This is a genomic window from Staphylococcus sp. FSL W8-0271, from assembly GCF_038006605.1.
GTDB lineage: Bacteria > Bacillota > Bacilli > Staphylococcales > Staphylococcaceae > Staphylococcus > Staphylococcus cohnii.
Genome location: NZ_JBBOVM010000001.1, coordinates 2,443,269 through 2,467,351, shown reverse-complemented (window position 1 = coordinate 2,467,351; position 24,083 = coordinate 2,443,269). Strand labels below are relative to the sequence as shown.

General features: G+C 35.0%; 19 protein-coding genes and 1 pseudogene. 13 read left to right on the top strand and 7 right to left on the bottom strand.

Annotated features, from left to right (window positions below):
• Positions 1–88 precede the first annotated feature (88 nt).
• Entirely contained in the window at positions 89–1,435 is a 1,347-nt protein-coding gene (locus NST87_RS12100) for an alanine/glycine:cation symporter family protein (RefSeq protein WP_340721752.1), read from the top strand.
• Between the two features lie 125 nt (positions 1,436–1,560).
• Here NST87_RS12100 and NST87_RS12095 read toward each other — a convergent pair whose 3' ends face one another.
• From NST87_RS12095 to NST87_RS12080, 4 genes are all read right to left on the bottom strand, one after another.
• Complete coding sequence (locus NST87_RS12095) at positions 1,561–2,148, bottom strand: histidine phosphatase family protein (protein ID WP_019469931.1); 588 nt, start codon at positions 2,146–2,148, stop codon at positions 1,561–1,563.
• 266 nt (positions 2,149–2,414) lie between these two features.
• Positions 2,415–3,665, bottom strand: coding sequence for a M20 family metallo-hydrolase (locus NST87_RS12090; protein ID WP_145395532.1), 1,251 nt, complete (start codon positions 3,663–3,665; stop codon positions 2,415–2,417).
• A 155-nt stretch (positions 3,666–3,820) separates the two neighbouring features.
• The gene (locus tag NST87_RS12085) at positions 3,821–4,345 is read right to left on the bottom strand and encodes an alpha/beta hydrolase (protein WP_340721778.1); all 525 of its coding nucleotides are present in this window, start codon (positions 4,343–4,345) and stop codon (positions 3,821–3,823) included.
• 2 nt (positions 4,346–4,347) lie between these two features.
• Complete coding sequence (locus tag NST87_RS12080) at positions 4,348–4,506, bottom strand: hypothetical protein (RefSeq protein ID WP_340721751.1); 159 nt, start codon at positions 4,504–4,506, stop codon at positions 4,348–4,350.
• A gap of 174 nt (positions 4,507–4,680) precedes the next feature.
• On the opposite strand from NST87_RS12080, the gene allC reads away from it, so the two are divergent.
• The 9 genes and pseudogenes from allC to NST87_RS12035 all read left to right on the top strand — a co-directional run bounded on the left by allC (position 4,681) and on the right by NST87_RS12035 (position 15,220).
• Entirely contained in the window at positions 4,681–5,913 is a 1,233-nt protein-coding gene (gene allC / locus NST87_RS12075; protein ID WP_340721750.1) for an allantoate deiminase, read from the top strand.
• 130 nt (positions 5,914–6,043) lie between these two features.
• Positions 6,044–6,869: pseudogene (gene allE, locus NST87_RS12070) on the top strand ((S)-ureidoglycine aminohydrolase).
• Positions 6,870–6,884: 15 nt separating this feature from the next.
• A complete protein-coding gene (gene allD / locus NST87_RS12065) occupies positions 6,885–7,916 on the top strand; it encodes an ureidoglycolate dehydrogenase (protein WP_019469936.1) in 1,032 nt (343 codons plus the stop codon).
• A 156-nt stretch (positions 7,917–8,072) separates the two neighbouring features.
• A complete protein-coding gene (allD, locus tag NST87_RS12060) occupies positions 8,073–9,122 on the top strand; it encodes an ureidoglycolate dehydrogenase (RefSeq protein WP_145395534.1) in 1,050 nt (349 codons plus the stop codon).
• A 15-nt stretch (positions 9,123–9,137) separates the two neighbouring features.
• Positions 9,138–10,898, top strand: a complete 1,761-nt coding sequence (locus tag NST87_RS12055; RefSeq protein ID WP_071560200.1) for an acyl-CoA synthetase FdrA — start codon at positions 9,138–9,140, stop codon at positions 10,896–10,898.
• A 1-nt stretch (position 10,899) separates the two neighbouring features.
• Entirely contained in the window at positions 10,900–12,165 is a 1,266-nt protein-coding gene (locus tag NST87_RS12050) for a YlbE family protein (protein WP_340721749.1), read from the top strand.
• Complete coding sequence (locus NST87_RS12045; RefSeq protein WP_019469940.1) at positions 12,162–12,932, top strand: DUF2877 domain-containing protein; 771 nt, start codon at positions 12,162–12,164, stop codon at positions 12,930–12,932. Before NST87_RS12050 ends, NST87_RS12045 begins: the two co-directional genes overlap by 4 nt.
• Before the next feature lie 13 nt (positions 12,933–12,945).
• The gene (arcC, locus tag NST87_RS12040; RefSeq protein ID WP_340721748.1) at positions 12,946–13,896 is read left to right on the top strand and encodes a carbamate kinase; all 951 of its coding nucleotides are present in this window, start codon (positions 12,946–12,948) and stop codon (positions 13,894–13,896) included.
• 112 nt (positions 13,897–14,008) lie between these two features.
• A complete protein-coding gene (locus NST87_RS12035; protein ID WP_019469942.1) occupies positions 14,009–15,220 on the top strand; it encodes a CynX/NimT family MFS transporter in 1,212 nt (403 codons plus the stop codon).
• Positions 15,221–15,313: 93 nt separating this feature from the next.
• On the opposite strand, the gene NST87_RS12030 is transcribed toward NST87_RS12035, so the two are convergent.
• Positions 15,314–16,543, bottom strand: coding sequence for a pyridoxal-phosphate-dependent aminotransferase family protein (locus tag NST87_RS12030; protein WP_340721747.1), 1,230 nt, complete (start codon positions 16,541–16,543; stop codon positions 15,314–15,316).
• Between the two features lie 463 nt (positions 16,544–17,006).
• Here NST87_RS12030 and NST87_RS12025 point away from each other — a divergent pair, with 463 nt between their 5' ends.
• A complete protein-coding gene (locus NST87_RS12025) occupies positions 17,007–17,747 on the top strand; it encodes an alpha/beta hydrolase (protein WP_019469943.1) in 741 nt (246 codons plus the stop codon).
• Between the two features lie 76 nt (positions 17,748–17,823).
• On the opposite strand, the gene NST87_RS12020 is transcribed toward NST87_RS12025, so the two are convergent.
• A complete protein-coding gene (locus tag NST87_RS12020) occupies positions 17,824–18,195 on the bottom strand; it encodes an iron chaperone (protein WP_019469944.1) in 372 nt (123 codons plus the stop codon).
• A 264-nt stretch (positions 18,196–18,459) separates the two neighbouring features.
• Entirely contained in the window at positions 18,460–19,764 is a 1,305-nt protein-coding gene (gene brnQ / locus NST87_RS12015; RefSeq protein ID WP_019469945.1) for a branched-chain amino acid transport system II carrier protein, read from the bottom strand.
• A gap of 279 nt (positions 19,765–20,043) precedes the next feature.
• Between brnQ and NST87_RS12010 the strand changes: the two genes are divergently transcribed.
• Both NST87_RS12010 and lip read left to right on the top strand, forming a co-directional pair.
• A complete protein-coding gene (locus tag NST87_RS12010) occupies positions 20,044–21,372 on the top strand; it encodes a sodium-dependent transporter (protein ID WP_064263453.1) in 1,329 nt (442 codons plus the stop codon).
• A gap of 376 nt (positions 21,373–21,748) precedes the next feature.
• On the top strand, positions 21,749–23,890 hold the full coding sequence (gene lip, locus NST87_RS12005) for a YSIRK-targeted triacylglycerol lipase (protein ID WP_340721746.1): 2,142 nt from the start codon (positions 21,749–21,751) through the stop codon (positions 23,888–23,890).
• The last annotated feature ends 193 nt before the right edge of the window (positions 23,891–24,083 follow it).

Genomic DNA, 24,083 nt, shown 5'->3' with positions numbered 1-24,083 from the left:
TCATTTTTATAGCGTTTTGTGATTAAAGTCATAAGATTTTTATCACAACGGATGGTGAGATGCTTTAAAAACAAAGGGGTTGTAAAATTTGGAAAAATTAATTTCTTTTTCGGATTGGTTATGGGGTTATCCACTTGTACTTCTACTTTTGTTTGCAAGTGTATTTTTGACAGTCTATTTAAATTTTATTCAATTTCGTCATTTTTTCTATATGCTCAAGCAAACATTTGTAAGTGTTAATAAAAAACCCAAAGGGGAAGGGACAATTACACCTCGTCAGGCTTTGACCTCTGCGCTATCTTCAACTGTAGGTGCAGCTAATATTGTTGGGGTGCCTACAGCGATTATGATGGGGGGACCTGGTGCGGTATTTTGGATGATGGTTATTGCTTTTTTAGGTATGGCTTTAAAATTTAGTGAGAATGTCTTAGGTGTCCACTATCGTGAGAAAAATAAAAAAGGTGAATTTGTGGGCGGCCCGACTTATTACATGAAAAAAGGTTTTAAAAACAAGAAGTTAGGTACAGTTTTTTCTTTGATATTTGCCTTTGCATTGATGATTGAAATTATTCCAAGTATTATGGTTCAAGGTCATTCTGCAGCGAGCACTATGAAAGATACATTTAACGTACCTATGGCAGTTTCTGGCGTTATATTAGCATTTCTTGCTGCGCTTGTCGTTTTAGGTGGTGTGAAACGTATCGCATCGTTTGCTGAAAAAATTGTGCCAATCATGGTTGGCCTTTACTGTTTTTTTGGTTTTTTAATCATTTTGATGAATATTGGACATGTGCCTAATGTTATTTGGTTAGTGGTAGAACAGGCATTTAATCCTACGGCAGCTGTTGGAGGTACATTTGGTGCAGCGTTAGCTACTACAATTCGTTGGGGCTTTGCTAGAGGGATTTATTCTAATGAAGCTGGTCTTGGTACATCATCCATCGCGCATGCAGCCGCAAAAACGGATCACCCAGTTCGCCAAGCATTCTGGGGCATTAGTGAGATCGTAGTAGATACATTGATTATTTGTAGCACGACTGGTTTTGTGGTTTTAGTTTCAGGTGTTTGGAAAGCGAGTGATGCGAAAGCGCAGTCTGCAGCGCTAACAGCCAGAGCGTTTGAAAATTCTTTTGGCCAATTTGGAAGTATGATGGTCTCTATTTCAATGATGTTTTTCGTATTTTCGACCGTTGTGGTAGTCATTTTCTACGGATCGAGAATGGCAGAGTTTTTATTTGGACTTACGGCAGGTTGGGTGATGAAAACAATATATGTGCTTTCAATGATAGTGGGTGCGTTAGGTGCGGCACAACAATTGTGGGACTTGCTTGATTTGGCACTTGCTGCCGTATTGATTCCAAACGTTATCGCAGTGATAATGTTATCGCCAAAAGTGAAATCGTTAACTACAGATTTCTTTAAAAATTATAAGTAAAGTTAGTGAATATAAAAAGTACCAAACCTCATACCTGTCATTACTAAAAGGAAAATATTGGGTTTAACTTTTAGTATGATGAATCATGGATGAGCGTTATGGTACTTTTAATTGTTTATAAATAGTTATGATTTTGGGTTCTGAGCTGGTAAGTGATGTGTCGTGTTATAGTCTAGGATGTGCGTGTGGTTGTTGTTAATTTCTAAAGTGCTGAAACTACCATTGGTTAGTTTAGTAACACCTGTGCCGACTGTCCCATTAGAAAAATAGTGAAATATAGCATTAATAAAGGCACCATGAGAGACAATCAAAATATTTTTATTTGTGTAATTCTGATGTACAGTATGAATCCCCTTTAAAAAACGTTCAGTAACCATTGCTTCAGTTTCTTTGTTTGGATAATCGCGATTAGGAAAACGCACATCTCGTTCGTAATAAGTAAGACCTTCTGCATCTCCAAATGCAACTTCAATAAACGATGTCATTTCGTGAAGTGGTATGTTTAATTTTTGTTGAATAATTTGTCCAGTTTCTTTAGCTCTTAATAAAGGGCTTGTAATAATAAGATCCCATTCATTTTGAAGTAATGAAATGCCACAAGCTTGTGCTTGTTTTATGCCAGACTCATTCAGTGGGATGTCTGTTCTACCTTGTAATTTACCAGCAATATTCCAGTCTGTTTCTCCATGCCTAATAAAGCGTATTTTTGTCATTATATATCAACCTTTACAGTGATGTGTTTTCAGCAACATCTCTATTATAACGCTAACAGTTTTCTATTCATATGGTATTGCATAATTTGAAATGGCATCTATCTATAGATGATAGTCACACACAAGTCGGTGTTAAATGATAAAACGCATATCATTGAGTGTTAGATTCAAAAAATTATGTGCTTATGAATTGATAATAATGGATGTGACTATACTAAAAGTTTTACCTTCATAATAGTAATTGATTGGTCAAAAGCCAATGTACATTATGCGTCCAATACTGTGTCCACTTTTGCTAATTCAATCGTTGTTGCTATCATCACATTAATTCCTTTTTCGATTTGACTATCAGTTACAGATTCTTTTGGGGAGTGGCTAATGCCATTTTTACACGGGATAAAAATCATACTCGTAGGACAAATGGGCGCAAAATTCATAGCATCATGGCCAGCACCACTATACATATAGCGATATTGGTATGCTAGTGTCTTACAACTGTGTTCAGAAATCTTAGCAATTGTTTGATTGAATTTACGTGGTTGATCCTGACCTAAATCTTCTAATACATAATCTGCTTGACGATTTGTTGTAATGGTTTCGATGTGTACTTTCATCTCTTCGACTACTTTTTCACGAATAGATTTATCTTTACCTCGAATATCGATGAGTAGTGTGACCTCACCAGGTATTGCATTCATTGTATTAGGATAAACGTTGGCATAACCTACAGTCGTTACTATCCCCTTATCATGGTAAGCCTGACCTAAGGCTTCGATTTTTAAAATGACTTCAGCAGCAGTAGTTAAAGCATCTGTGCGCATCGGCATAGGTGTTGATCCTGAGTGACTTGTAACGCCAGCTATTTGTAACTTGAAGCGGTGTGGTGCAGCAATGTCTGTAACGATGCCAATATCCTTTTGATTATTTTCAAGAATAGGACCCTGTTCAATATGTAACTCTAAAAATGCTTTGATTTTGTTTCTTTCAAATAATGCTGTTTTACCGTTCATATCTTGAGCTAAAGGTGCAACGATATCATAAAGTACGTTGTCATCATTATCTTTGATGAATTTCATATCATCTTTTGTCATTTTGCCAGTAAGATATTTACTACCTAAAGTTGCTTCGTTGAAACGTGTAGATTCTTCGCAAGCAAAAGCAATAATGATAATTGGATGATCTGTTTCTATGTGATGTGCGTTTAGATGTTCGACAACTTCAAGTGCACCAAGTACACCTAAAAGACCATCATATTGTCCACCATCTTTTACTGTATCGATATGTGATCCTAACACAATTGGCTTTAAAGAAGGCTGCTTTCCCTCTCTACGTGCGATAACGTTACCAAAGAAATCAAAGTAAACATCTAGACCCGCCTTTTGACATAACATTGAAAATTTTAAAGCCGCGACACGTTCTGGATGACTAAAAGCAATGCGGTTAATACCGCCATTCTTAGGATTTCTGGCAAAGTTATTAAACGTTTGAAAATTTTCTATTACATTTTGTAAGTTCATCATTGATCCCCTTCGATATTCAGTTTAATTTGATTCAAGAATTGAATCGCTTGTTCATATATTGCTTTACTAGTGGGGGTAACTTCACGATCAAAATCATGGCTGTCTAGCTCTAAACGTACGAAGTGACTCGTTTCAATTAATTTATCTATATATTAACTTTCACTATAAGGTACATCAGGGTCTCCTGTACAGTGTACAATGAACATAGGAGGGAAATTTTTCAATTCTTGTGGTGTGACATTATAAGTGCTTTGTGTAGATGATTGAATTCCTAAATAGGACATCCAACGTGCTTGACCACGCGCATATAAGTAAATTGGATATCTTGTTTGTAACGGTGCAGATGTTAATGGTTTAGGTTGAATCAATTGATTTAATATTTTTGGTGTAATTTGTGTAGATAATGCTTGATATTGCTTATTTGGTTTCAAAAAGGCAGGTACATGTACACGGGAATAACCATAGAAATCAATGATACCATCAACTTTACGATGACGTGCGACAAGCATCGCTAAAAATGCGCCGGCTGAACGTCCAAAAGTAATCAAAGGTAACGAAGGATAAAGCGACTTTAAATAATCGTAGTTACTCAGTGCATCCTCAATAATCGTATCAATATGACTTTCTGGAGCAAGTCGATAGGAAACCATTATTAAGTGATATGATTCCGATAAAATATCTATATATGCTTGCGGTAAATCGTTTGGTTGCCCAAAAATGAGTCCACCCCATGAAAATACATAATGATACCTTTAGGGCTTTGGTTTTTAGCTTTTATCATTGAATAAGGTAATGAAAATCCATCCTTTGATAGACAAGTAGCTTGTTGTTGAGTCAAATTGACCTAGCCTCCTATTAGATATATTTTGCTAAATATAGTATCTCAAATAAAAAATACCATGTATTTGTATAAATCGAATAAAAGTAAAGAACATTATTGTTAGAATTGTGAATGATAAGTCATATGTAAACGCTTATAATTGTATGTGAAATGAAAAAGGAGTTGAATTACATGGACATCCGATCTTCTTTTGAGGCTCTAGACAAAAAATTTACTGCGTTTGGCGGTTTGACTGGTGGGGGCATCACGCGTCTACTTTATTCTAAAGAATGGTCAAATGCTGTTCAAGCATTGAAAGAAACACTAGAAAAAGATGGATTTGAAACAGAATTCGATAGCATAGGCAACTTGAAAGGACGTATTGAAGGTAGCAAATACCCAGAAGAAACAATTATGTCCGGTTCTCATATTGACACAGTTGTTGAAGGTGGTCATTTAGATGGTCAATTTGGTGTGTTAGCAGCTGTTGTTGCGATGCAGTCACTTAAAGCTGAATATGGTCAGCCATTACGTTCATTAGAAATTTTAGCTTTAGCAGAAGAGGAAGGTAGCCGTTTCCCATTTGCTTTCTGGGGAAGCAAAAACTTTTTTAACTTAGCTGATAAGGCTGATGTTGATTCAATTGCTGATGGTGAAGGTGTTGCTTTTAAAGAAGCAATGCGGGAATGTGGTTTTGATTATCGAACAGCAGATAATGATTATAGTTACATAAAATCATTTATCGAAGTGCATATTGAACAAGGTAAAGTATTGGAAACTGAAAACAAATCAATTGGTGTCGTTAACGGTATCGTTGGTCAGAAGCGTTATACAATCAACTTAAAAGGTGAAGCAAACCATGCAGGTACAACACCGATGGGCTTGAGAAATGATGCAGTTGTAGCTTTCAGCAAAATCGCTAACCAATTAACTGATCGTGCGCGAGAAATAGGGGATCCATTAGTCATTACATTTGGCCGCGTAGATCCAGTGCCAAATACAGTTAATGTAGTTCCAGGAGAAGTTACGTTCTCTATTGATTGTCGTCATATTAATCAAGATGAGTTAAATCAATTTGCAGAAGAAATTGATGCATGTATTAAACGTGTATCTGAAGAAGAAGGCGTGCAATGTGACATTGATTTATGGATGGATGAAGCACCGACATCGATGGATGAACGCTTGGTTAAAGAAGTTCAGAATGCTGCTGAAACTGTAGTGGGTGAATCAGAGTGGAAATTAATGCCTTCTGGTGCAGGTCACGATTCTCAAATTTTTGCTAAATATGTACCAACTTCAATTTTGTTTGTACCATCTATTAACGGTGTGAGTCACAACGTTGAAGAAGAGACAAATGTAGAAGATTTAGTTAAAGGTATCGAAGTGTTAAAACAAGTATTATATAAACTTGCTTATAAAGAATAATACTTGGTCATAGACAACTAGAACAACATCATTGAGCTATATAAATAAAATAAGCATGGTTCAACAAACTTTTTATAGAGATAAGCATAAAAGATTTTAAATACAGATAAAGAAAAGGAGCATTTTATTTATGGGTTATATTAATCATAATCAAGGATATAGAGAAGGTTTATTAGAAACACGTTCAGTAATTAAAAAAGATAACTACGCAGTCATCACACCAGACGGTTTAGTAAATAACGTTGTGCCTGGTTTTGAAGACTGTGACGTAACGATTTTAGGTTCACCGAGACTTGGTGCACGCTTTGTAGACTACCTTGTAACATTGAAAAATCAAGGTGGTAATAGACAAGGGTTTGGTGGAGATGGTGTTCAGACATTCATCTATGTTGAATACGGAAACATCAATGCGTATGCAGATGATAAAAAATACGAATTGAGTGCAGGTGGTTATTTATATGTACCATCTCATCAAGTAATGACATTTGAAAATAGCAATCAAAATAACGACAGTCGAGTGTTCTTATATAAAAAACGTTATCAACCTTAGTCGAGTGTTCTTATATAAAAAACGTTATCAACCTTTAGAAGGTTATACGCCAGAAGTTGTAACTGGAAACGTTAATGATATGGTACAAGAACCATACGAAGGCATGGAAGAAGTGAAAATTCTTGATTTGCTACCAAAAGAATTAGCATATGATATGAATATTCACATCTTGTCATTTAAACCAGGCGCTTCACACGGTTATATTGAAACACACGTTCAAGAACATGGGGCTTATGTATTAAGTGGACGTGGCATGTACAACTTAGACAACGAATGGCAACCAGTTGATAAAGGTGATTACATCTTTATGGGTGCTTATGCACCACAAGCAACTTATGCTGTTGGTTTAGACGAACCATTCGCTTACATCTATTCCAAGGATGCAAATAGAGATATAGAAATTTAAGGAAGGTTGTTAGTCATGGAAGAGGGAGCATTAATATACGTCGAACGTGGTAAACTACGCCAATTATTTAAAGAGAAATTAACACATGCAGGTTTACCTGACGCGCAAGCTGAAAAAACAGCAGATCTCATGATATTTGCTGACGAGCGAGGCATTCATTCACATGGCTCAGTTCGAATGCAGTATTATACAGAACGAATTGCTAAAAAAGGTTTTAATTTGGAACCAGATTTGAAATTTACGAAGACTGGTCCTTCAGCAGGCACATATTTCGGCGATAATGCTGTTGGCCATTATGTTGCATATCAAGCGATGGAAGAAGCCATTAATTTAGCAAAATCCAGTGGTATCGGTATGGTAGGTATTCAAGAGATGGGGCATAGTGGTGCCATTGGCTATTTTGCAGAACAAGCTGCAAAACAAGGCATGGTTGCATTAACCGTATGCCAATCTGACCCGATGGTCGTACCATTTGGTGGTACAGAACCTTATTTTGGTACGAATCCAATCGCCTTTGCGTCACCACGAAAAAATGGTGAGCCCATATTGTTTGATATGGCAACAACGGTACAAGCGTGGGGGAAAATATTAGATGCACGCTCAAAACACAAATCAATACCTGATACATGGGCAGTGGACAAACAAGGTGAACCTACTACAAATCCTTTTGAAGTAGCTGCATTATTACCTGTAGCTGGGCCAAAAGGTTACGGTTTGATGATGATGGTAGATATATTAGCGGGCAGCTTATTAGGTTTGCCATTTGGTAAGCATGTCACTTCGATGTATGAAGATTTAAGTCAATATCGTAGATTAGGACAATTTCATATCGTGATTAATCCAGCATATTTTGCTGATGAAGCACAATTTTTAACACGAGTTTCTGACATGGTAGACGAGTTACATGGTGTTAAACCAGCCAAAGGTTTTGATCAAGTGTATTACCCAGGTGAGATTCAAGAAGAAGTTAAAAAACAATATGCAGAGCGTGGTATTCCAGTTGCTCAAGAGATTTATGATTATTTAATATCTGATGACATATATTAAGAAGTCATAAAAAGAAGTGAACGAGATAATTTAATGTAATAAATGGTGACTTACGACATTTAGCATGGTGCGTCTTTAGTAACTTCTTTTTTTACTGCTTGAAAACACATTTTATAGTGAAATAAAACACAATAATAGTAATAAGGAGGTTGTAATATGCGCGTTTCTAAAAATGATTTATTTGATTTAATGAAAAATAAACTTGTTAAAGCTGGATTAAATGAAGATGCTGCAAAGGATGTCGCTGATGTTTTGACTTTTGCAGACCATCGAGGTATTCATTCTCATGGTGCAGTCAGAGTGGAATATTATGCGGAACGTATTGCTAAGGGAGGTATTACTGCTAACCCTGAGTATCAATTTGAGCAAACGGGTCCTTCGACAGGTGTTTTTGAAGGCGATAATGGCCCTGGACATCAAGCTGCAAAACAAGCAATGGAAAAAGCAATTGAAATGGCCAAAAAAAATGGCGTGACGGTTGTAGGTGTGAAACATATTTCTCATAGTGGTGCTTTAGGTTATTTCGTGGAAATGGCATCTAAAGCAAACATGGTTGGTTTAAGTATGTGTCAATCTGATCCAATGGTGGTACCTTTTGGTGGTACAGAGCCTTATTTTGGTACAAACCCAATTGCATTTAGTGCACCGTCAAATGATGAGCGTATCATTACATTTGATATGGCTACAACAGTACAAGCATGGGGTAAAGTGCTTGATGCTAGAGCTAAACATCAATCTATTCCAGATACATGGGCAGTAGATGCTAACGGTGAGCCAACAACAAATGCAAGAGATGTTCATGCACTTGTTCCAGTGGCGGGGCCGAAAGGTTACGGTTTGATGATGATGGTAGATATCTTGTCAGGAAGTCTGCTAGGTGTGCCACATGGTGTGCATGTTTCATCTATGTACAAAGATTTAACCAAAGGACGTGATCTTGGACAATTACACATCGTCATTAACCCTGCCTTCTTTACAGACTTAGACCAATTTAAATCACGTATTTCAACGATGTTAGATGAATTGAAAGCTCAACCAGCTGCTGAAGGATATGGAGAAATATTCTATCCAGGTGAACGTGGACGCTTACGTAGTGAAAAATACGATGAAAAAGGCATTGAAATTGTTGATGAAATTTACAATTACTTAGTGTCAGAAGACGTACACTTTGATCGTTATCACGGAAAAAATAGATTTGCAGAATAATAACGGAGGAATAGTATGTTATACACAATAATTAAAGAAAACACGTACCAAGATTCGATTGTCTTAATGTTATTATCGAATAAATTATCTGCGATTGATGGTGTGAACCAAGTATCAATTATGATGGGGACGCCTGCCAATAAAGACATTTTCAAATCATCAGGATTTGATACTGCAGAATTAGACAATGCGAAACCAAACGATATCGTAGTCATCGTAGATACAGATGATGAATCAAAAGTTGATGAAGTTAATGAACAAGTAGATGCAGAACTCAAAGGTAAAGGTGAAGAGGATGACAAGTCTAAAAAACAAGACGAAGCTTCAAACTGGAATCGTGCTTTAGAGTTAGCAAACAATCCTAACTTGGCATTAATTTCAATCCCTGGTCAATATGCAGCGATGGAAGCTGAAAATGCTTTAAAAAACAATTTAAACGTATTTATGTTTAGCGATAATGTTGCTAAATCAGACGAAGTACGTTTAAAACAAATGGCGCATGAAAAAGGATTATTAGTGATGGGGCCTGACTGTGGTACAGGTATTATCCATAGCTTACCACTTGCTTTCACAAACACAGTGAACGAAGGTGACATTGGTGTTATTGGTGCTTCAGGTACAGGAATCCAAGAAGTGACAACAATCATTGACCGTGAAGGAAAAGGTGTGACTAACGCAATCGGTACTGGCGGACGTGACCTATCAACTGAAGTTGGTGCAATCACGATGTTAGATAGTATTAAAGCGTTAAATGCAGATCCTAAGGTTAAAGTCATTACTGTTATTTCTAAACCACCAGCTAAAGAAGTCGAAGAAAAAGTATTAAATCTTCTACGTAATATTAAAAAACCTGTTGTTACCTTATTCTTAGGTTCTAAACCAACTTATACTGAAGAAAATATCTACCATGCATATACATTAGAAGAAGCGGCACGCGTATCTGTTCAACTGTCTAATGATGAAACGCCACAATTCAAACCAACATTTAAAGAAAATCTTGGTATTGAATTTGCTGACAACCAAGATGGCATCAAAGGATATTATTCAGGTGGTACTTTAGCTTCAGAAGCAGCTATGTTAGTTAAAGATACTTTAGGTGACGCTTCAGGCGAAGTAACACCAGAAGGTTTCTCATATAAAGGTGGAAACCATGAAATCATCGACTTGGGCGATGACATTTATACACAAGGTAGACCGCATCCAATGATTGATCCATCCAAACGTATTGAAATGTTAGAAACTTCTTCTGATGATCCTTCAACTGCTGTAATTATGTTAGATAATGTCATAGGTTATGGTAGTCATGATGATATGGCTAGTGAACTTGCGCCGACAATAAAAACGATTTTAGAAAAAGTTAAAGCCAACGGTCGTTCATTAGCGGTTCTTGCTACAGTTGTCGGTACGCAACATGACCACCAGGGATATGATAATCAAGTTAAAACGTTAACAGAAGCTGGCGCCATTGTTTGTGAAACAAATGATCAAATGGTGCGTACTGCACTTAACTTAGTTGGTAGTAATGTAGCTCAACCAAAATTAGCAACGAAATCATTTGATTCAGAACCGGTTGATTTAGCTGTCGATGAAAAAATAATGAATTTAATAAACATGAAACCAAGTGTAATTAATATTGGATTGAAGAGCTTTACTGAAGCAATCCAAGCAAGTGATGCACCAGTCGTTCAATTCAACTGGCGCCCAATTGCAGGTGGAGATGAAAAATTAATGAAAGTACTGCAATTCTTAAACAATTATGAAGGAGAGACGGTATAAAATGGCTTATAAAACAATAGATGAAGCTAACCAAGCAGTCATTGATAAGATGATTGCAGCAGCACCATTTTTAGTAGATGTAGTGCCAGCCAAATCTAAAATTCCTGAACTCAAAGAAAATGTATTATTACATGCTGGTCCACCAATTAAATATGAAAATATGACAGATCCTATGCAAGGTTCTTGTGTCGGTGCAATCCTTTTTGAAGGATGGGCAGATAATGAACAAGATGCACGTAAATTGTTAGAAGAAGGTCAAATTACTTTCATCCCGTGTCACCATGTCAATGCAGTTGGTCCAATGGGTGGTATTACTTCAGCTAACATGCCTGTACTTGTTGTGGAAAATAGAGAGACGGGTAACGAAGCATATTGCCAAATGAACGAAGGTATCGGTGCAGTATTACGTTTCGGTGCTTATAATGATACAGTAGTAAATCGTCTTCACTGGATGAAAGATGTTTTAGGACCAGTATTAAGCAAAGCATTACACAAAATGAACGATGGCTTAAATGTTAATGTATTAATCGCTAAAGCAATTGCAATGGGTGATGAATTCCACCAACGTAATATTGCAGCTTCATTAGCTTTCTTAAAAGAAGTTGCGCCTATTATCTCTTCGTTAGAGGATGTTGAAGCAGAAAAACGTACAGAGGTGCTACAATTCTTAGCTGATACAGACCAATTCTTCTTAAACGTAGCGATGGCTACAGGTAAAGCTATGATGGATGCAGCACGTACAATCGAACACGGTACAGTTGTAACAGCTATGTGTCGTAACGGTGAAAACTTCGGTATTCGCATCGCTGGTATGGGTGATGAATGGTTTACTGCACCAGTTAATACGCCTCATGGCTTATTCTTTACAGGCTATTCTGCTGAAGATGCTAATACTGATATCGGTGACTCTGCCATCACTGAAACAATCGGTGTTGGTGGTATGGCAATGATTGCTGCGCCAGCAGTAACTAGATTCGTTGGTACTGGTGGCTTTGATGATGCATTAGATATCAGCAATGAAATGACTGAAATTTGTATCGGTGAGAATCCAAACTTTGCCATTCCTACGTGGAACTTCAAAGGTGCTTGCTTAGGCATTGATGCACGTAAAGTCGTTGAAACAGGTATTACTTCAGTTATTAATACAGGTATTGCACATAAAATTGCTGGTTATGGTCAAATTGGTGCAGGTACAGTTCACCCACCGATTGAATGTTTCGAAAAAGCAATTACTGCATATGCAGAGAAATTAGGCTTTAAAGCTTGATTTTCCACGCAACAGCTATAGGCAATATTGCCAAGGAAATATTAACAAATCATCAAACTTTTTATGTGCATAGCATATTTAATAAAGGATTCAATATTGTTAATGATGCGCAAGAACTTATATTTATAGGTACCGATGAAAATGGCATGTTTCCATTTGGTATATTAATAGACCAACAAACGAAACGAAGTTTGTTAAATGAGATTTCCCTAAACCAACAAATCACTGTAGGTCCTAACACAATTCATATGAGTAAAACATGCCAACTTGTGTGGGATGTTGCATCATTGCCATTTAAAGACTTCGCTGAAAAGGTAAATAATGATGAACTAAAGCAAAATATATCGACATATGACTTTAAGATGTACGATGAAGGTGACTTTGACCGCCAAACAATGAGCCGAATCATACATGCACTTAAATATGAAGATGTTGAAACCGTAGAACAATATTACCGCTACCTCATTGGTAGAGGACAAGGACTTACGCCTTCTGGTGATGACATTCTAACTGGTATGTTGTTTATTCATTTTACCAATCCATATATTAGAAAACCAAATTTAGAAAAATTAAAACACCTACTTCATGAACCATTAACAACACTAGTAGGAGAAACCTTTTTAAAATGCGCACAACAAGGGTTGTTTAGTTCGAAAATATTAGAGTTACAACATGAACCGTCACTGGCAAACATTGATCGACTGCTTAAAGTAGGTTCGTCATCAGGAAGAGACACAGTATATGGCATGTTTGTAGCATTAACTTGAAGGAGTGAAACGTATGAGTAAGCGAGTTGTACTTGCTTTAGGTGGTAACGCTATTTTACAACCTAAACAAGAAGCGTCATACGACAACCAATATAAAAATGTGTTTGCTGCTACACGTAAAATGGCAGAGTTGAAAAAAATTGGACATAACATTGTCATTACACATGGTAATGGACCACAAGTCGGTAATATTATTGCTCAAAATGAAGCGGCAAAAGACGTTGTTGATCCACTTCCAATTAACGCTTGTAATGCTGAATCACAAGGATTCATCGGTTATATGATGGAAGAATCTTTAAAAAACCATTTGCATGCGTTAGACATTCAAAGTGATGTGGTAACATTATTAACAATGGTAGAAGTGGATAAAGATGACCAAGCATTTGATAATCCAACAAAACCGATTGGCGTATTTTTTGACGAAATTGAAGCAAAACGTCTAGAAGAAGCGCATGGTTTTGTGATGGTAGAAGATGCAGGTAGAGGCTACCGTCGTGTTGTTCCTTCACCAGAACCACTTGTGATTCACGGTGTAAATCAAATCAAAGCATTGATTGATCAAGCAATCGTTATTTCTTCTGGTGGCGGTGGTATACCAGTTTATCGTGATGAAAACGGAAGCATTCAAGGTGTTGAAGCGGTTATCGATAAAGACCGCTCTGGTTTGAAACTTGCGCAACAAGTTGAAGCAGATACATTCATGATGTTAACTGATGTCTCAAATGTTTGTGTGAACTTTGGTAAACCGAACGAAGAGAAATTAGCAACGATTTCAGTTGATCAAGCAAAAGCTTATGTTGCAGAGGGACAATTTCCTGCAGGAAGTATGTTACCTAAGATTGAAGCTGCGATTCAATTTGCTGAAATTGGTAAAGAAGCGATTATTTGTTCATTAGATGATGCAGTTGAAGCATTAGAGGGTAAAGCAGGTACACGTATTTTATTAAATGTTGATCAATCATAGATGAGTTCCTTAGAATCAATTATTTGCGAATCGTTCAAATGGTTTTCATTTGTTCGATTCGTTGTATTATTATATTAAAAGACTAAAAGACTTGGAAGAAAGGTGGTATAAGATGACTGAACCCTATCGCATACATAGAATCAAAGAAAATTGGGGCGTAATTTTAGCAATAGTGTTTATTGCTTCTACCTTACGTGCACCACTCACATCAGTAGGGCCTGTAGTTGATGAGATTAAGCATGTAATGGAAATTAATAACAGTGTTGCTGGCATCTTAACTACTATACCGCTCATTATTTTTGCGATTGTTTCTCCATTAGTATCGAGAGTAACCTCACGTTTAACAATGTCTCGTACAATTTTGTACTCTACAATATTACTGATTATTGGATTGTACTTACGTGTAGCTGGAGATTTTAGTTTATTCATTATTGGTACATTAGTATTAGGGATAGCAATTGCATTTGGTAACGTTGTATTACCTAGTTATGTGAAATGGTATTTCCCGATGCAAATTGGTATAGCTACGGGTATCTATAGTGGGACTATGAACTTTACAGCAGGCTTAGGTGGTGGACTGAGTTTCCCATTATCTCAAACACCGCTTGGTTTTAGGTTGTCATTGTCATTTTGGATTATTCTAGGGATTATCGCAATTATTTTGTGGATACCGAAAGCACGTAAAGGTGCAAAATTAGAAAAACAAACCATTGATGAAACACAAGTCAAACATCACAAAAAAGTTAATATTATCAAATCTAAATTAGCTTGGATGGTGGCTTTGACGATGGGCTTCCAATCCATGGTGTTCTATACTGTTGTTGCATGGGTACCATCGATATTAGTGGATAGAGGTGTGGATCCATCCACAGCAGGCTATTTATTAATGCTCAATCAATTTTCCCAAGTACCTATGACATTTTCATTTCCAATTATTGCATCTAAATTGAAAGACCAACGTATATTGGTCGTTATTATTACAATCTTATTCCTAACTGGTTTTGGCTTATTCTTTACACAGTCATTAGTATTACTTGTTATCGGTATGGTCATCGCTGGTTTAGCAATGGGCGCTTGTTTCAGTTTATGTATGACATTCTTTTCCATTCGTGCACGGACAAGTGATGGTAGTATTTCATTATCAGGATTTGGCCAATCAGTAGGATATTTAATCGCAGCGATTGGACCATTTTTAATTGGATACTTACATGATTACACAGGAAATTGGATATCAGGTATTATTGCATTATTGTTAATGTCACTACTATTCTTTATTTTTGGTTATCCAGCAGCTAAAAATAGAGTTGTAGAAGATGAATCGTAGAAAAGACTTAAATTTAAAAAGGTACGACACCAACGCTTTAGGTTTGGAGTTGTACCTTTTTGATTTATCTAATGAAAAGATGTGTTAAAAAGTTTATGATATTTCATTGTTATCATAGTGGTTTAAAAGTGTTTTAATCGCAGTTTCTAGGTCAAGATTTTTGATGTGGCCTTGGGAAATAAGGTGAGTTGCAAATGCAGCTAAAAACGTTAAGATGTTCTGTTTTTGGATAGCATAGCCCATGATTCCGATTCTCCATATTTTACCTTTTAATTCTCCAAAGGAACCTGCAATTTCTATGCCATAATTTTTTAATAAACCATCTCTGAATGTTATATCATCTATACCATCAGGGATATTAACGCATATCACCATTTTCATTTCGTTTGATTCATCGCCGTATATTTCTAGTCCTAATGCCTTCAAGGCTGCTTTTAAACCTTCTTGGTGAAAGGCATGACGTTGCGCACGTGCTTCCAGTCCTTCAGATAGTGCTAATCTTAGACCAGTATGAAGTGCATATATTGCAGTCGTTGCTTCAGTATGATGATTTAAACGTTTTGGGCTCCAATAATCTTGTAATTGTGTTAAATCTAAATAATTGCTTCTAATAAAATGATCTGGTTCTGTGGTTTCAGTAGAACGAATGCCAAGTTCTACACGTTTGCGCGCATTGATGGCATCACTAAATCTATCGTTGAAAGTAATTGGGGTAATACCTGAAGGAATAGATAAACATTTTTGAGCGCCACCAATGACTGCGTCTAATTCCCACTCATCTACTGGAATAACCATACCTTGGTATGTAGCAACGGCATCTACAACAGAATATATCCCTCTTTCTTTACATGCTCGACCAAGTTGATCAATTGGTTGCAATCTACCAGTCGACGTTTCACCGTGGACAATAGCAAGTACTTTCGGTTGAATTTGATCTAGAGCTTCAATGATTTCTGACTGTTCAAATACCTCTCCCATTGGTTTATAAATGCTGTGGACAATACCACCAGCACGCGTAACCAGTTCAGCGAATAAATAGCCAAAACGTCCAATGACTGGGACTAAAACATCATCACCAGGTTTAACAATACTGGCAATTACAGCTTCTAAGCCAGCACGACTTGTGCCATCAATAGGAAATGACCACTGGTTTTTTGTTAAAAATGATTTACGGATTAGCGCCATCGTTTGATTCATAATATCTACAAATTCATAGTCAAATTGACCTAAGTTAGAGTTTGACATTGCTTGTGAAACGCGGGGGTCTACGCTAACAGGGCCGGGTGTCATAATTAATCTTTTGTTGATTTTTAAATCATCCATATTTATTACCTCGTTTTCTTTAAATTGCGTCATTATATATTATAATATATTATACTTTATTAAAGCTGATATATATTCGCCAAAATCGATAATTATTTAACAATAATTTATCTGAATATTACAAAAATAAAGAAGTTTAATAGAAATTATCTTATATACTTGCATGTAGATAAAATGAATTTCCATAACTTCATTTTTTATAAATGTTTGAAAGAAGATACATAAAATTGTACACTATATAAGAATGCCAAGGGCATGCACACACTATGGGTTGCTGTGAGCATGCGCTTAGGCATGTTTCCAGACTTCCTCATAGAAGCAAGCTACTTCCTTTAAGGAAGTGGCTTGTATTTTTTACGATATTCACTTGAACAGTCTTGGTTTTTTAATAATCATATCTCTTTGTATCGTAACGATTTTCTATTACAATGTTGATGGATGTTAAAAGTTGGAGTGACAATGAATGATAAATGTAAAAGAACCTAATCCAATATTTTTGGAAAATGAATCTTCTGAACGTGCTGTATTGTTATTACATTCGTTTACAGGGACAATCAGAGATGTAAAATTATTAGCAACAAAATTAAATAAAGCGGGTTTTACCTGTTATGTTCCTGCTTATAAAGGACATGGTTTATTACTCGAATCATTGATTGCTTATGACGCAGAGGATTGGTGGCAAGATGCGTTAGAAGGGTATCAATTTTTAAAAGATAATGGCTATTCAAATATAAGTGTATGTGGCATATCGTTAGGTGGTATCTTGTCTTTAAAATTGGCAGAAGAAAAGCAAGTTAATTCTGTTGCAGTCATGTCGACACCGTTTAGTAAAGATGATGCAGGACTAGCGAGCAGGCTGGAATTTTATGGTGGACGTATGGGTAATTTAGTAGGTTTGTCTCAAGAAACAATTCAACAACAAATTGACCAAATTGAAAACTATACCACTGGATTTGATAAATTCAAAAAGCTTGTTGATGATGTGATGGCGAATTTAAACCGGATATCTGCTCCTATCGCTATAAAATTTGGTGAGCAGGATGAAAAAGTTTATGAAGTTAGTGCAAATTATATTTATGATCAAATTGCACATGAGGATAAAGAAATTCAAGGTTACGTTACTAGTAAACATTTAATGACGTATGGTGAAGGTCATTTAGAAGTAGAACAAGACATTATCGCATTTTTTGAAGATTATACATAAACCATGAAAATATTAAAAAAGATGATTTCTACTAAATGAAGTAGAAATCATCTTTTTTGTTTCAATATGTTTAAAATTAAGTTCTCCAAAATGTTGTACAATCCGCTTTGTCTTCGATATTGAATTGAATAATAGACTTCAATAAGTCATAGTTGACGTCTTGAGTCCATTTAATACGAAATAAATTATTGGTTTGTGAATATCCGGCTGCTTCAATTTGTTCCGTAAATTCAGCCATTCCTTTAGCTTCGGGTGCTACTGAGAAATGCTGTTTGGACTTACTAAAAGCGATAATAAACGTACCGTGATGCGTATACATCGGTTGATTCCATTTTACAGTTGTTTCGAGTTCAGGAAAAGTTTCAGAAATCCAATTAAAGATAGCTTCCATCGTGGCTGTTTGTTTGTCATTTTCCAGTGACTGTAAAAAGTCATTAAATTCAGTCATACAATATCTCCATCCTTAAAGTGTGAATTTTATGATATAGCGTAAGCGTATTATATCAATTACATGCAAATATATCACTTTATAGGCGAGTGAATTTAATCTAAATTTCCAATTTGAGTGTATCAACAGTTTATGATAATTTCAGAAATCCCTTTTTGGCATTTTGCTATGTTACATATAAAAAATACATCCCATATTTGAAGGGATGTATTGATGAGCATAGATATGTGTTGGCATATCGTTGGATTAACAATGCGCACTAACTTAAGTCATTTCAGTTTGCGATTTAGCATAAAAGAAATCGATGATGATACCGATTAGTAAACATACTATAAATGGTATCAACCATGCTAATTGGATATTCGCTAATGGGAAATGCGCATATACAACATTAAGTACTTTAATTAAATTAAAATCATTTAATATTTGTAATAAAGAAATAATCAATGTTGCAATCGTTGGTATGATAAAGCTATACTTCATTTCAAATGAGATAAATATACTCAATAACGAAATAAGTACTAATACGATAGATGTTGGATAAATAAATGTAAGTAATGGTACAGCAATTTCCAAAATAAGCTCTAATCCTAATGTAGAAACAATAAAACCTAATATTGAAAAGATAAGTACAAATAATTTATATGAAATTTTTGGTAATTTTTTCATTGCAAATGCAGAACAAGCATTTACAAGTCCAATACATGTTGTTAAACAAGCTAGTATCACAATAATCCCAAAAATTAAGTTTCCTAAAGCACCAAACACACGTAATGAGTTAAAAGTTAAAATATCTGTGCCATCTTTAAAGCCTGTCTGATCAGTTGTTGCGCCAACATAGGCTAAAGCAAAATAAATGATAAATAACAGTACAGCCGAAATAAAGCCAGCTTTCACAACATTTTTAACTAATAATTTTGGCTCATTAACACCATTTAATTTAAAACTTTGTACAATTACTACTGAAAAAGCGAGTGCAGCAACGAGATCCATTGTGAAATAACCTTCTAAGATACCTGACACAAGTGGAGTTTGCACAAAGTCGCCACCTGCATTACCGATTGAACCTTCAGGATTGATAATCACTAAAATACATAAAATAGCGATAATACATATTAAAATAGGTGTTAGGTATTTACCTAAATTATCTATGATTCGATTTGGATAAAGCGCAATCAAGTAAACAACTAAGAAAAAGACTGCTGAAAATATAATTAAAGTTAATTGGTTATGTACAGGTAAAACATTTTTTGTGCCAATTTCATAAGCGACATTTGCAGCACGTGGAATACCGTATAATGCGCCAATAGACGCGTAAATACAGATTGCAAAAATCGTACCAAATACTGGATGGACTTTGTTACCAATACTTTCAACGCCACCGTTCATATAAGCAACTACGATGACCGTTAAATACGGTAATAAAATACCGGTGATTGAAAATCCTATCATTGAAACCCACATATTTTCTTGAGCTGTATATCCTAACATAGGTGGAAATATTAGATTTCCGGCTCCAAAGAAAAATGAGAATAACATAAGACCGGAAATCAGTATGAGTCTATTCATTTTAATACCTCTATTATTTTTAAAATTATTTGTTGCAAAACATACATTAATATAACACAAAAGTTATATGAATTCAATGAAATTTCAGAAAATTAAATTATGTAAGAAGTTCAATTGAGTTGGTTTTGTATTGTCATATTAGTAAAGAAAACTGCAATATCAAGTGTTTTAATCAATTAACTATTGAGCTCAATTCAAAAAAATGTTACAGTAGTTTTCTATGTTACATGAACGCTTTAACGTAATAAAGAGTAATAGGGTGTAAAGGATGTATGAACGATGCACAATGAATCACAATGGAAGTCTTCGCTCGGTTTTATATTGGCAAGTGCTGGATCCGCGATAGGGTTAGGCGCAATGTGGAAATTTCCATATATGGCAGGTATATATGGTGGTGGTGCTTTCTTATTAATGTTTTTAATATTCACATTGCTTGTAGGACTGCCATTATTAATGATGGAATTTACAGTAGGTAAAATGGGCAAAACGTATACTACTAAAATATATGAAAAATTAACAAATAAAAAATGGTTAAATATTATAGGTTGGAATGGTAATTTAGCTGTATTTATCTTGTTTGGCTTTTATAGTGTTATCGGTGGTTGGATTATCATATATATATTCAATGTATTACTTCAAATATTTTCGCTTAATGGTGATAAATTAGGTCACATAGCATTTGAATCAATTATTAGTAATCCATGGTTGACCATTACAGGCCAAGGAATATTTATCTTGTTAACGATGTTCATCGTAATGATGGGGGTTGAAAAAGGATTAGAAAAAGCATCTAAATTTATGATGCCGTTACTATTTATCTTCCTTATTATTATTGTTGTTAAATCGTTATCTTTAGATGGATCATTTGAAGGTTTGAAATATATATTACAACCACGAATAGAAGACATTTCAATAGAGGGTATTTTATTTGCCCTAGGCCAATCATTTTTTACACTTTCATTAGGAACAACAGGCATGATTACATATGCTAGTTATGCACCTAAAGAAATGACGATTAAAACTTCGGCTGTTTCGATTGTAGCGATGAACATTCTAGTATCAGTGTTGGCAGGTTTAGCAATATTCCCTGCGATTTCAGCTTTTGGCTATAGTCCGACTGAAGGTCCAGGCTTACTTTTTAAAGTGTTACCAAAAGTATTTGATCAAATGGCATATGGTCCAGGTTTCTATTTTATTTTCTTAATATTATTTTTATTTGCAGCACTAACTTCTTCAATTTCGTTACTTGAACTCAATGTGTCCAACTTTACTAAAAATGATAATTCGAAACGTAAATCTGTATCGTTTTATATAAGTATTCTTGTTTTTATCATAAGTATTCCTGCAACACTGTCTTTTGGAAGCTTAAGTCATATAAAATTTGCAGCAGGAACTATTTTTGATAATATGGATTTCTTAGTTTCTAATATTTTAATGCCTTTGGGTGCGTTAGGAACAACACTTGTTGTAGGACAATTGCTCGATAAACAAGCATTAAAAGAACATTTTGGAAAAGATAAATTAAGATTGTTTATACCTTGGTATTATCTCATCAAATTTATCTTGCCAATCGTTATTATATTAATATTTGTCGTACAATTTTTATAGAAATTAAATAACATTAATTATTTGTCCCTTATCATATCAATGCAAAAATTGATTATTGATAAGGGATTTTTTGAATTATTTGTAAAGTGTAAATTAAGTTATTATAGTTTTATTTATATTGTTGACTATGTTTTATTTATTTAGTAAAGTCAAATTAAATTATTTATTTAAAAAATTGTTGTATTGTATCAATTGTTTTAAATAGATAATTTAATTTTTACAATTGTTTGAAAACGTTTTCTGAAAGGAGTGGTAGTTTATGAAAGAGATTTTTGGTAAATTTTTCGAATTAGTGCCACGCTTTATTTTAAATTTATTCGTTTAGCAAAAGGAAGTTTGTCATTAATTAAATTCTATTAACCAAGAGGTGTCTAGTATGGAACAGAAAAAAAACAAATATAGTATTCGTAAATTCACTTTTGGCGCATCATCTATATTGATTGGATCTTTACTATTTATAGGTGTAGACAGTGCGCAAGCTGCAGAAACAGATAAACAAACAAGTGAAATGAACTATCAAGACATTGGGGAAAATATTGGGGAAACAAATAGTGATAATGCTACTGGGGAAAGTGGTTTACCGGTTAATAAGAATGATAAACAAACTTCAGATAATCAAAGCTTACATAATGATACATTTACAACTGAAGCAGAAAACGAAAGTAACGAAAAAATCGACGTAGAAAATAATAATAACCAAACAAAAGACGTGGGATCAGAAGAAGTAGATCCAGAATACAACGAGCAAGATAAAACAAAGAATGAGACATCAAAAGAAGTAGATCCGGAATACAACGAGCAAGATAAAACAAAAGATGAAACATCCGAAGAAGTAGATCCGGAATACAACGAGCAAGATAATACAAAAGATGAAACATCCGAAGAAATAGATCCAGAATACAACGAACAAGATAAAGCAAAAGATGAGACATCCGAAGAAGTAGATCCGGAATACAACGAACAAGACAAAACAAAAGATGAAACATCCGAAGAAATAGATCCAGAATACAACGAACAAGATAAAGCAAAAGATGAGACATCCGAAGAAGTAGATCCGGAATACAACGAACAAGACAAAACAAAGAATGAGACATCCGAAGAAGTAGATTCGGAATATAATGAGCAAGACAAAGCAAAAGAGATGAAAGTAAATGCAGATTCATCGCAATCAGAAGTTCAAAGTGATGTTAAATTTGGACAGTTAAAAAATGATGATTTAGTTAGTGAAGATCGTCAAAGCAATCAAAAGAACAACGATCAAGAAAAAAGTTTAGCTTTACTTAAGAAAAATGCAGTTGCTACAACAAATAATCAAGTGAATCAACAGAACGTCGAGAAAACTCAAACGCAACCTACAAAAAAAGCGAAACAAAGCCAATATAAAAACCAAGATCCTATTATCTTAGTGCATGGTTTTAATGGTTTTACAGATGATATTAAACCATCTGTTTTACCTCATTATTGGGGTGGAGACAAATTAAATATTCAACAAGACTTAGAACAAAAGGGTTACAATGCATATGAAGCAAGTATTGGTGCTTTAAGTAGTAATCATGATAGAGCAGTTGAATTATATTATTACATTAAAGGTGGCACAGTAGATTACGGTGCTGCACATGCTGAAAAATATGGACATGACCGTTATGGTAAAACATATGAAGGTGTATATAAAGATTGGCAACCAGGTCAAAAAGTTCATTTAGTCGGCCATAGCATGGGTGGACAAACCATTAGACAATTAGAAGAATATTTACGTAATGGTGATCCAGAAGAAATAGAGTATCAAAAACAACATGGTGGCGATATATCTCCAGTATTTCAAGGTAATAATGATAATATGATTAGTTCAATTACTACCTTAGCAACACCTCATAATGGTACACATGCAGCTGATCAACTAGGTAATGAAACGCTCATCAGACAAGTTGCATTTGATTATGCGAAACTAAAAGGTAATAAAAATTCTAAAGTTAGCTTTGGCTTAGAGCAATGGGGTTTAAAACAAAAAGACGATGAGACATATAATCAATATGTTGAACGGTTGAAAGATAGTAAATTATGGACGACAGATGATAATGGATTTTACGATTTAACAAGAGCAGGCGCAACTGAATTAAATAAAAAAACATCGTTAAATCCGAATATAGTTTATAAAACATATACTGGAGAATCTACAAGAGATGGTTTATTTGGTAGACAAAAATCAGATATTAACATGTATTTACCTATGGGAATAACAGGCAATGTTATTGGAAAAGCACCAGAAAAAGAGTGGCGTGTCAATGATGGACTTGTTTCAACAATTTCAGCATTACATCCATTTAACCAAGCATATGTAGAAGCATCGAATCAGGTTCAAAAAGGTGTTTGGCAAGTAACACCAATTATGCACGATTGGGATCATGCAGATTTTGTTGGCCAAGATAGTAATGATACGAAGCGTTCACAAGCAGAATTAAGCCAATTTTATGAAGGCATTGCTTCGGATTTAGTAAGAAATGAAAGTGCTGAAGCATAGTTAAAACGCTACGATTATATTTTATGAAGGTGAGGGAAAATGATGAGTGGAGACTTTTTTGATTTAGTAGGTTCATTATTCAATATATTGAAAACTTTATTTTCGTAAGTAATCAGAAATTGATAAACAAAACAATAATGTTTAACTAGCAATATATACTGAGTATGGTTTAAGCCAATTTTATATGATACAT

Coding starts and splice junctions, on each gene's coding strand:
- allD (WP_145395534.1), top strand. CDS start 8,073: ATGCGCGTTTCTAAAAATGATTTATTTGATTTAATGAAAAATAAACTT.
- lip (WP_340721746.1), top strand. CDS start 21,749: ATGGAACAGAAAAAAAACAAATATAGTATTCGTAAATTCACTTTTGGC.
- arcC (WP_340721748.1), top strand. CDS start 12,946: ATGAGTAAGCGAGTTGTACTTGCTTTAGGTGGTAACGCTATTTTACAA.
- NST87_RS12035 (WP_019469942.1), top strand. CDS start 14,009: ATGACTGAACCCTATCGCATACATAGAATCAAAGAAAATTGGGGCGTA.
- NST87_RS12010 (WP_064263453.1), top strand. CDS start 20,044: ATGCACAATGAATCACAATGGAAGTCTTCGCTCGGTTTTATATTGGCA.
- NST87_RS12050 (WP_340721749.1), top strand. CDS start 10,900: ATGGCTTATAAAACAATAGATGAAGCTAACCAAGCAGTCATTGATAAG.
- NST87_RS12055 (WP_071560200.1), top strand. CDS start 9,138: ATGTTATACACAATAATTAAAGAAAACACGTACCAAGATTCGATTGTC.
- allC (WP_340721750.1), top strand. CDS start 4,681: ATGGACATCCGATCTTCTTTTGAGGCTCTAGACAAAAAATTTACTGCG.
- allD (WP_019469936.1), top strand. CDS start 6,885: ATGGAAGAGGGAGCATTAATATACGTCGAACGTGGTAAACTACGCCAA.
- NST87_RS12095 (WP_019469931.1), bottom strand. CDS start 2,148: ATGACAAAAATACGCTTTATTAGGCATGGAGAAACAGACTGGAATATT.
- NST87_RS12020 (WP_019469944.1), bottom strand. CDS start 18,195: ATGACTGAATTTAATGACTTTTTACAGTCACTGGAAAATGACAAACAA.
- NST87_RS12090 (WP_145395532.1), bottom strand. CDS start 3,665: ATGAACTTACAAAATGTAATAGAAAATTTTCAAACGTTTAATAACTTT.
- brnQ (WP_019469945.1), bottom strand. CDS start 19,764: ATGAATAGACTCATACTGATTTCCGGTCTTATGTTATTCTCATTTTTC.
- NST87_RS12025 (WP_019469943.1), top strand. CDS start 17,007: ATGATAAATGTAAAAGAACCTAATCCAATATTTTTGGAAAATGAATCT.
- NST87_RS12030 (WP_340721747.1), bottom strand. CDS start 16,543: ATGGATGATTTAAAAATCAACAAAAGATTAATTATGACACCCGGCCCT.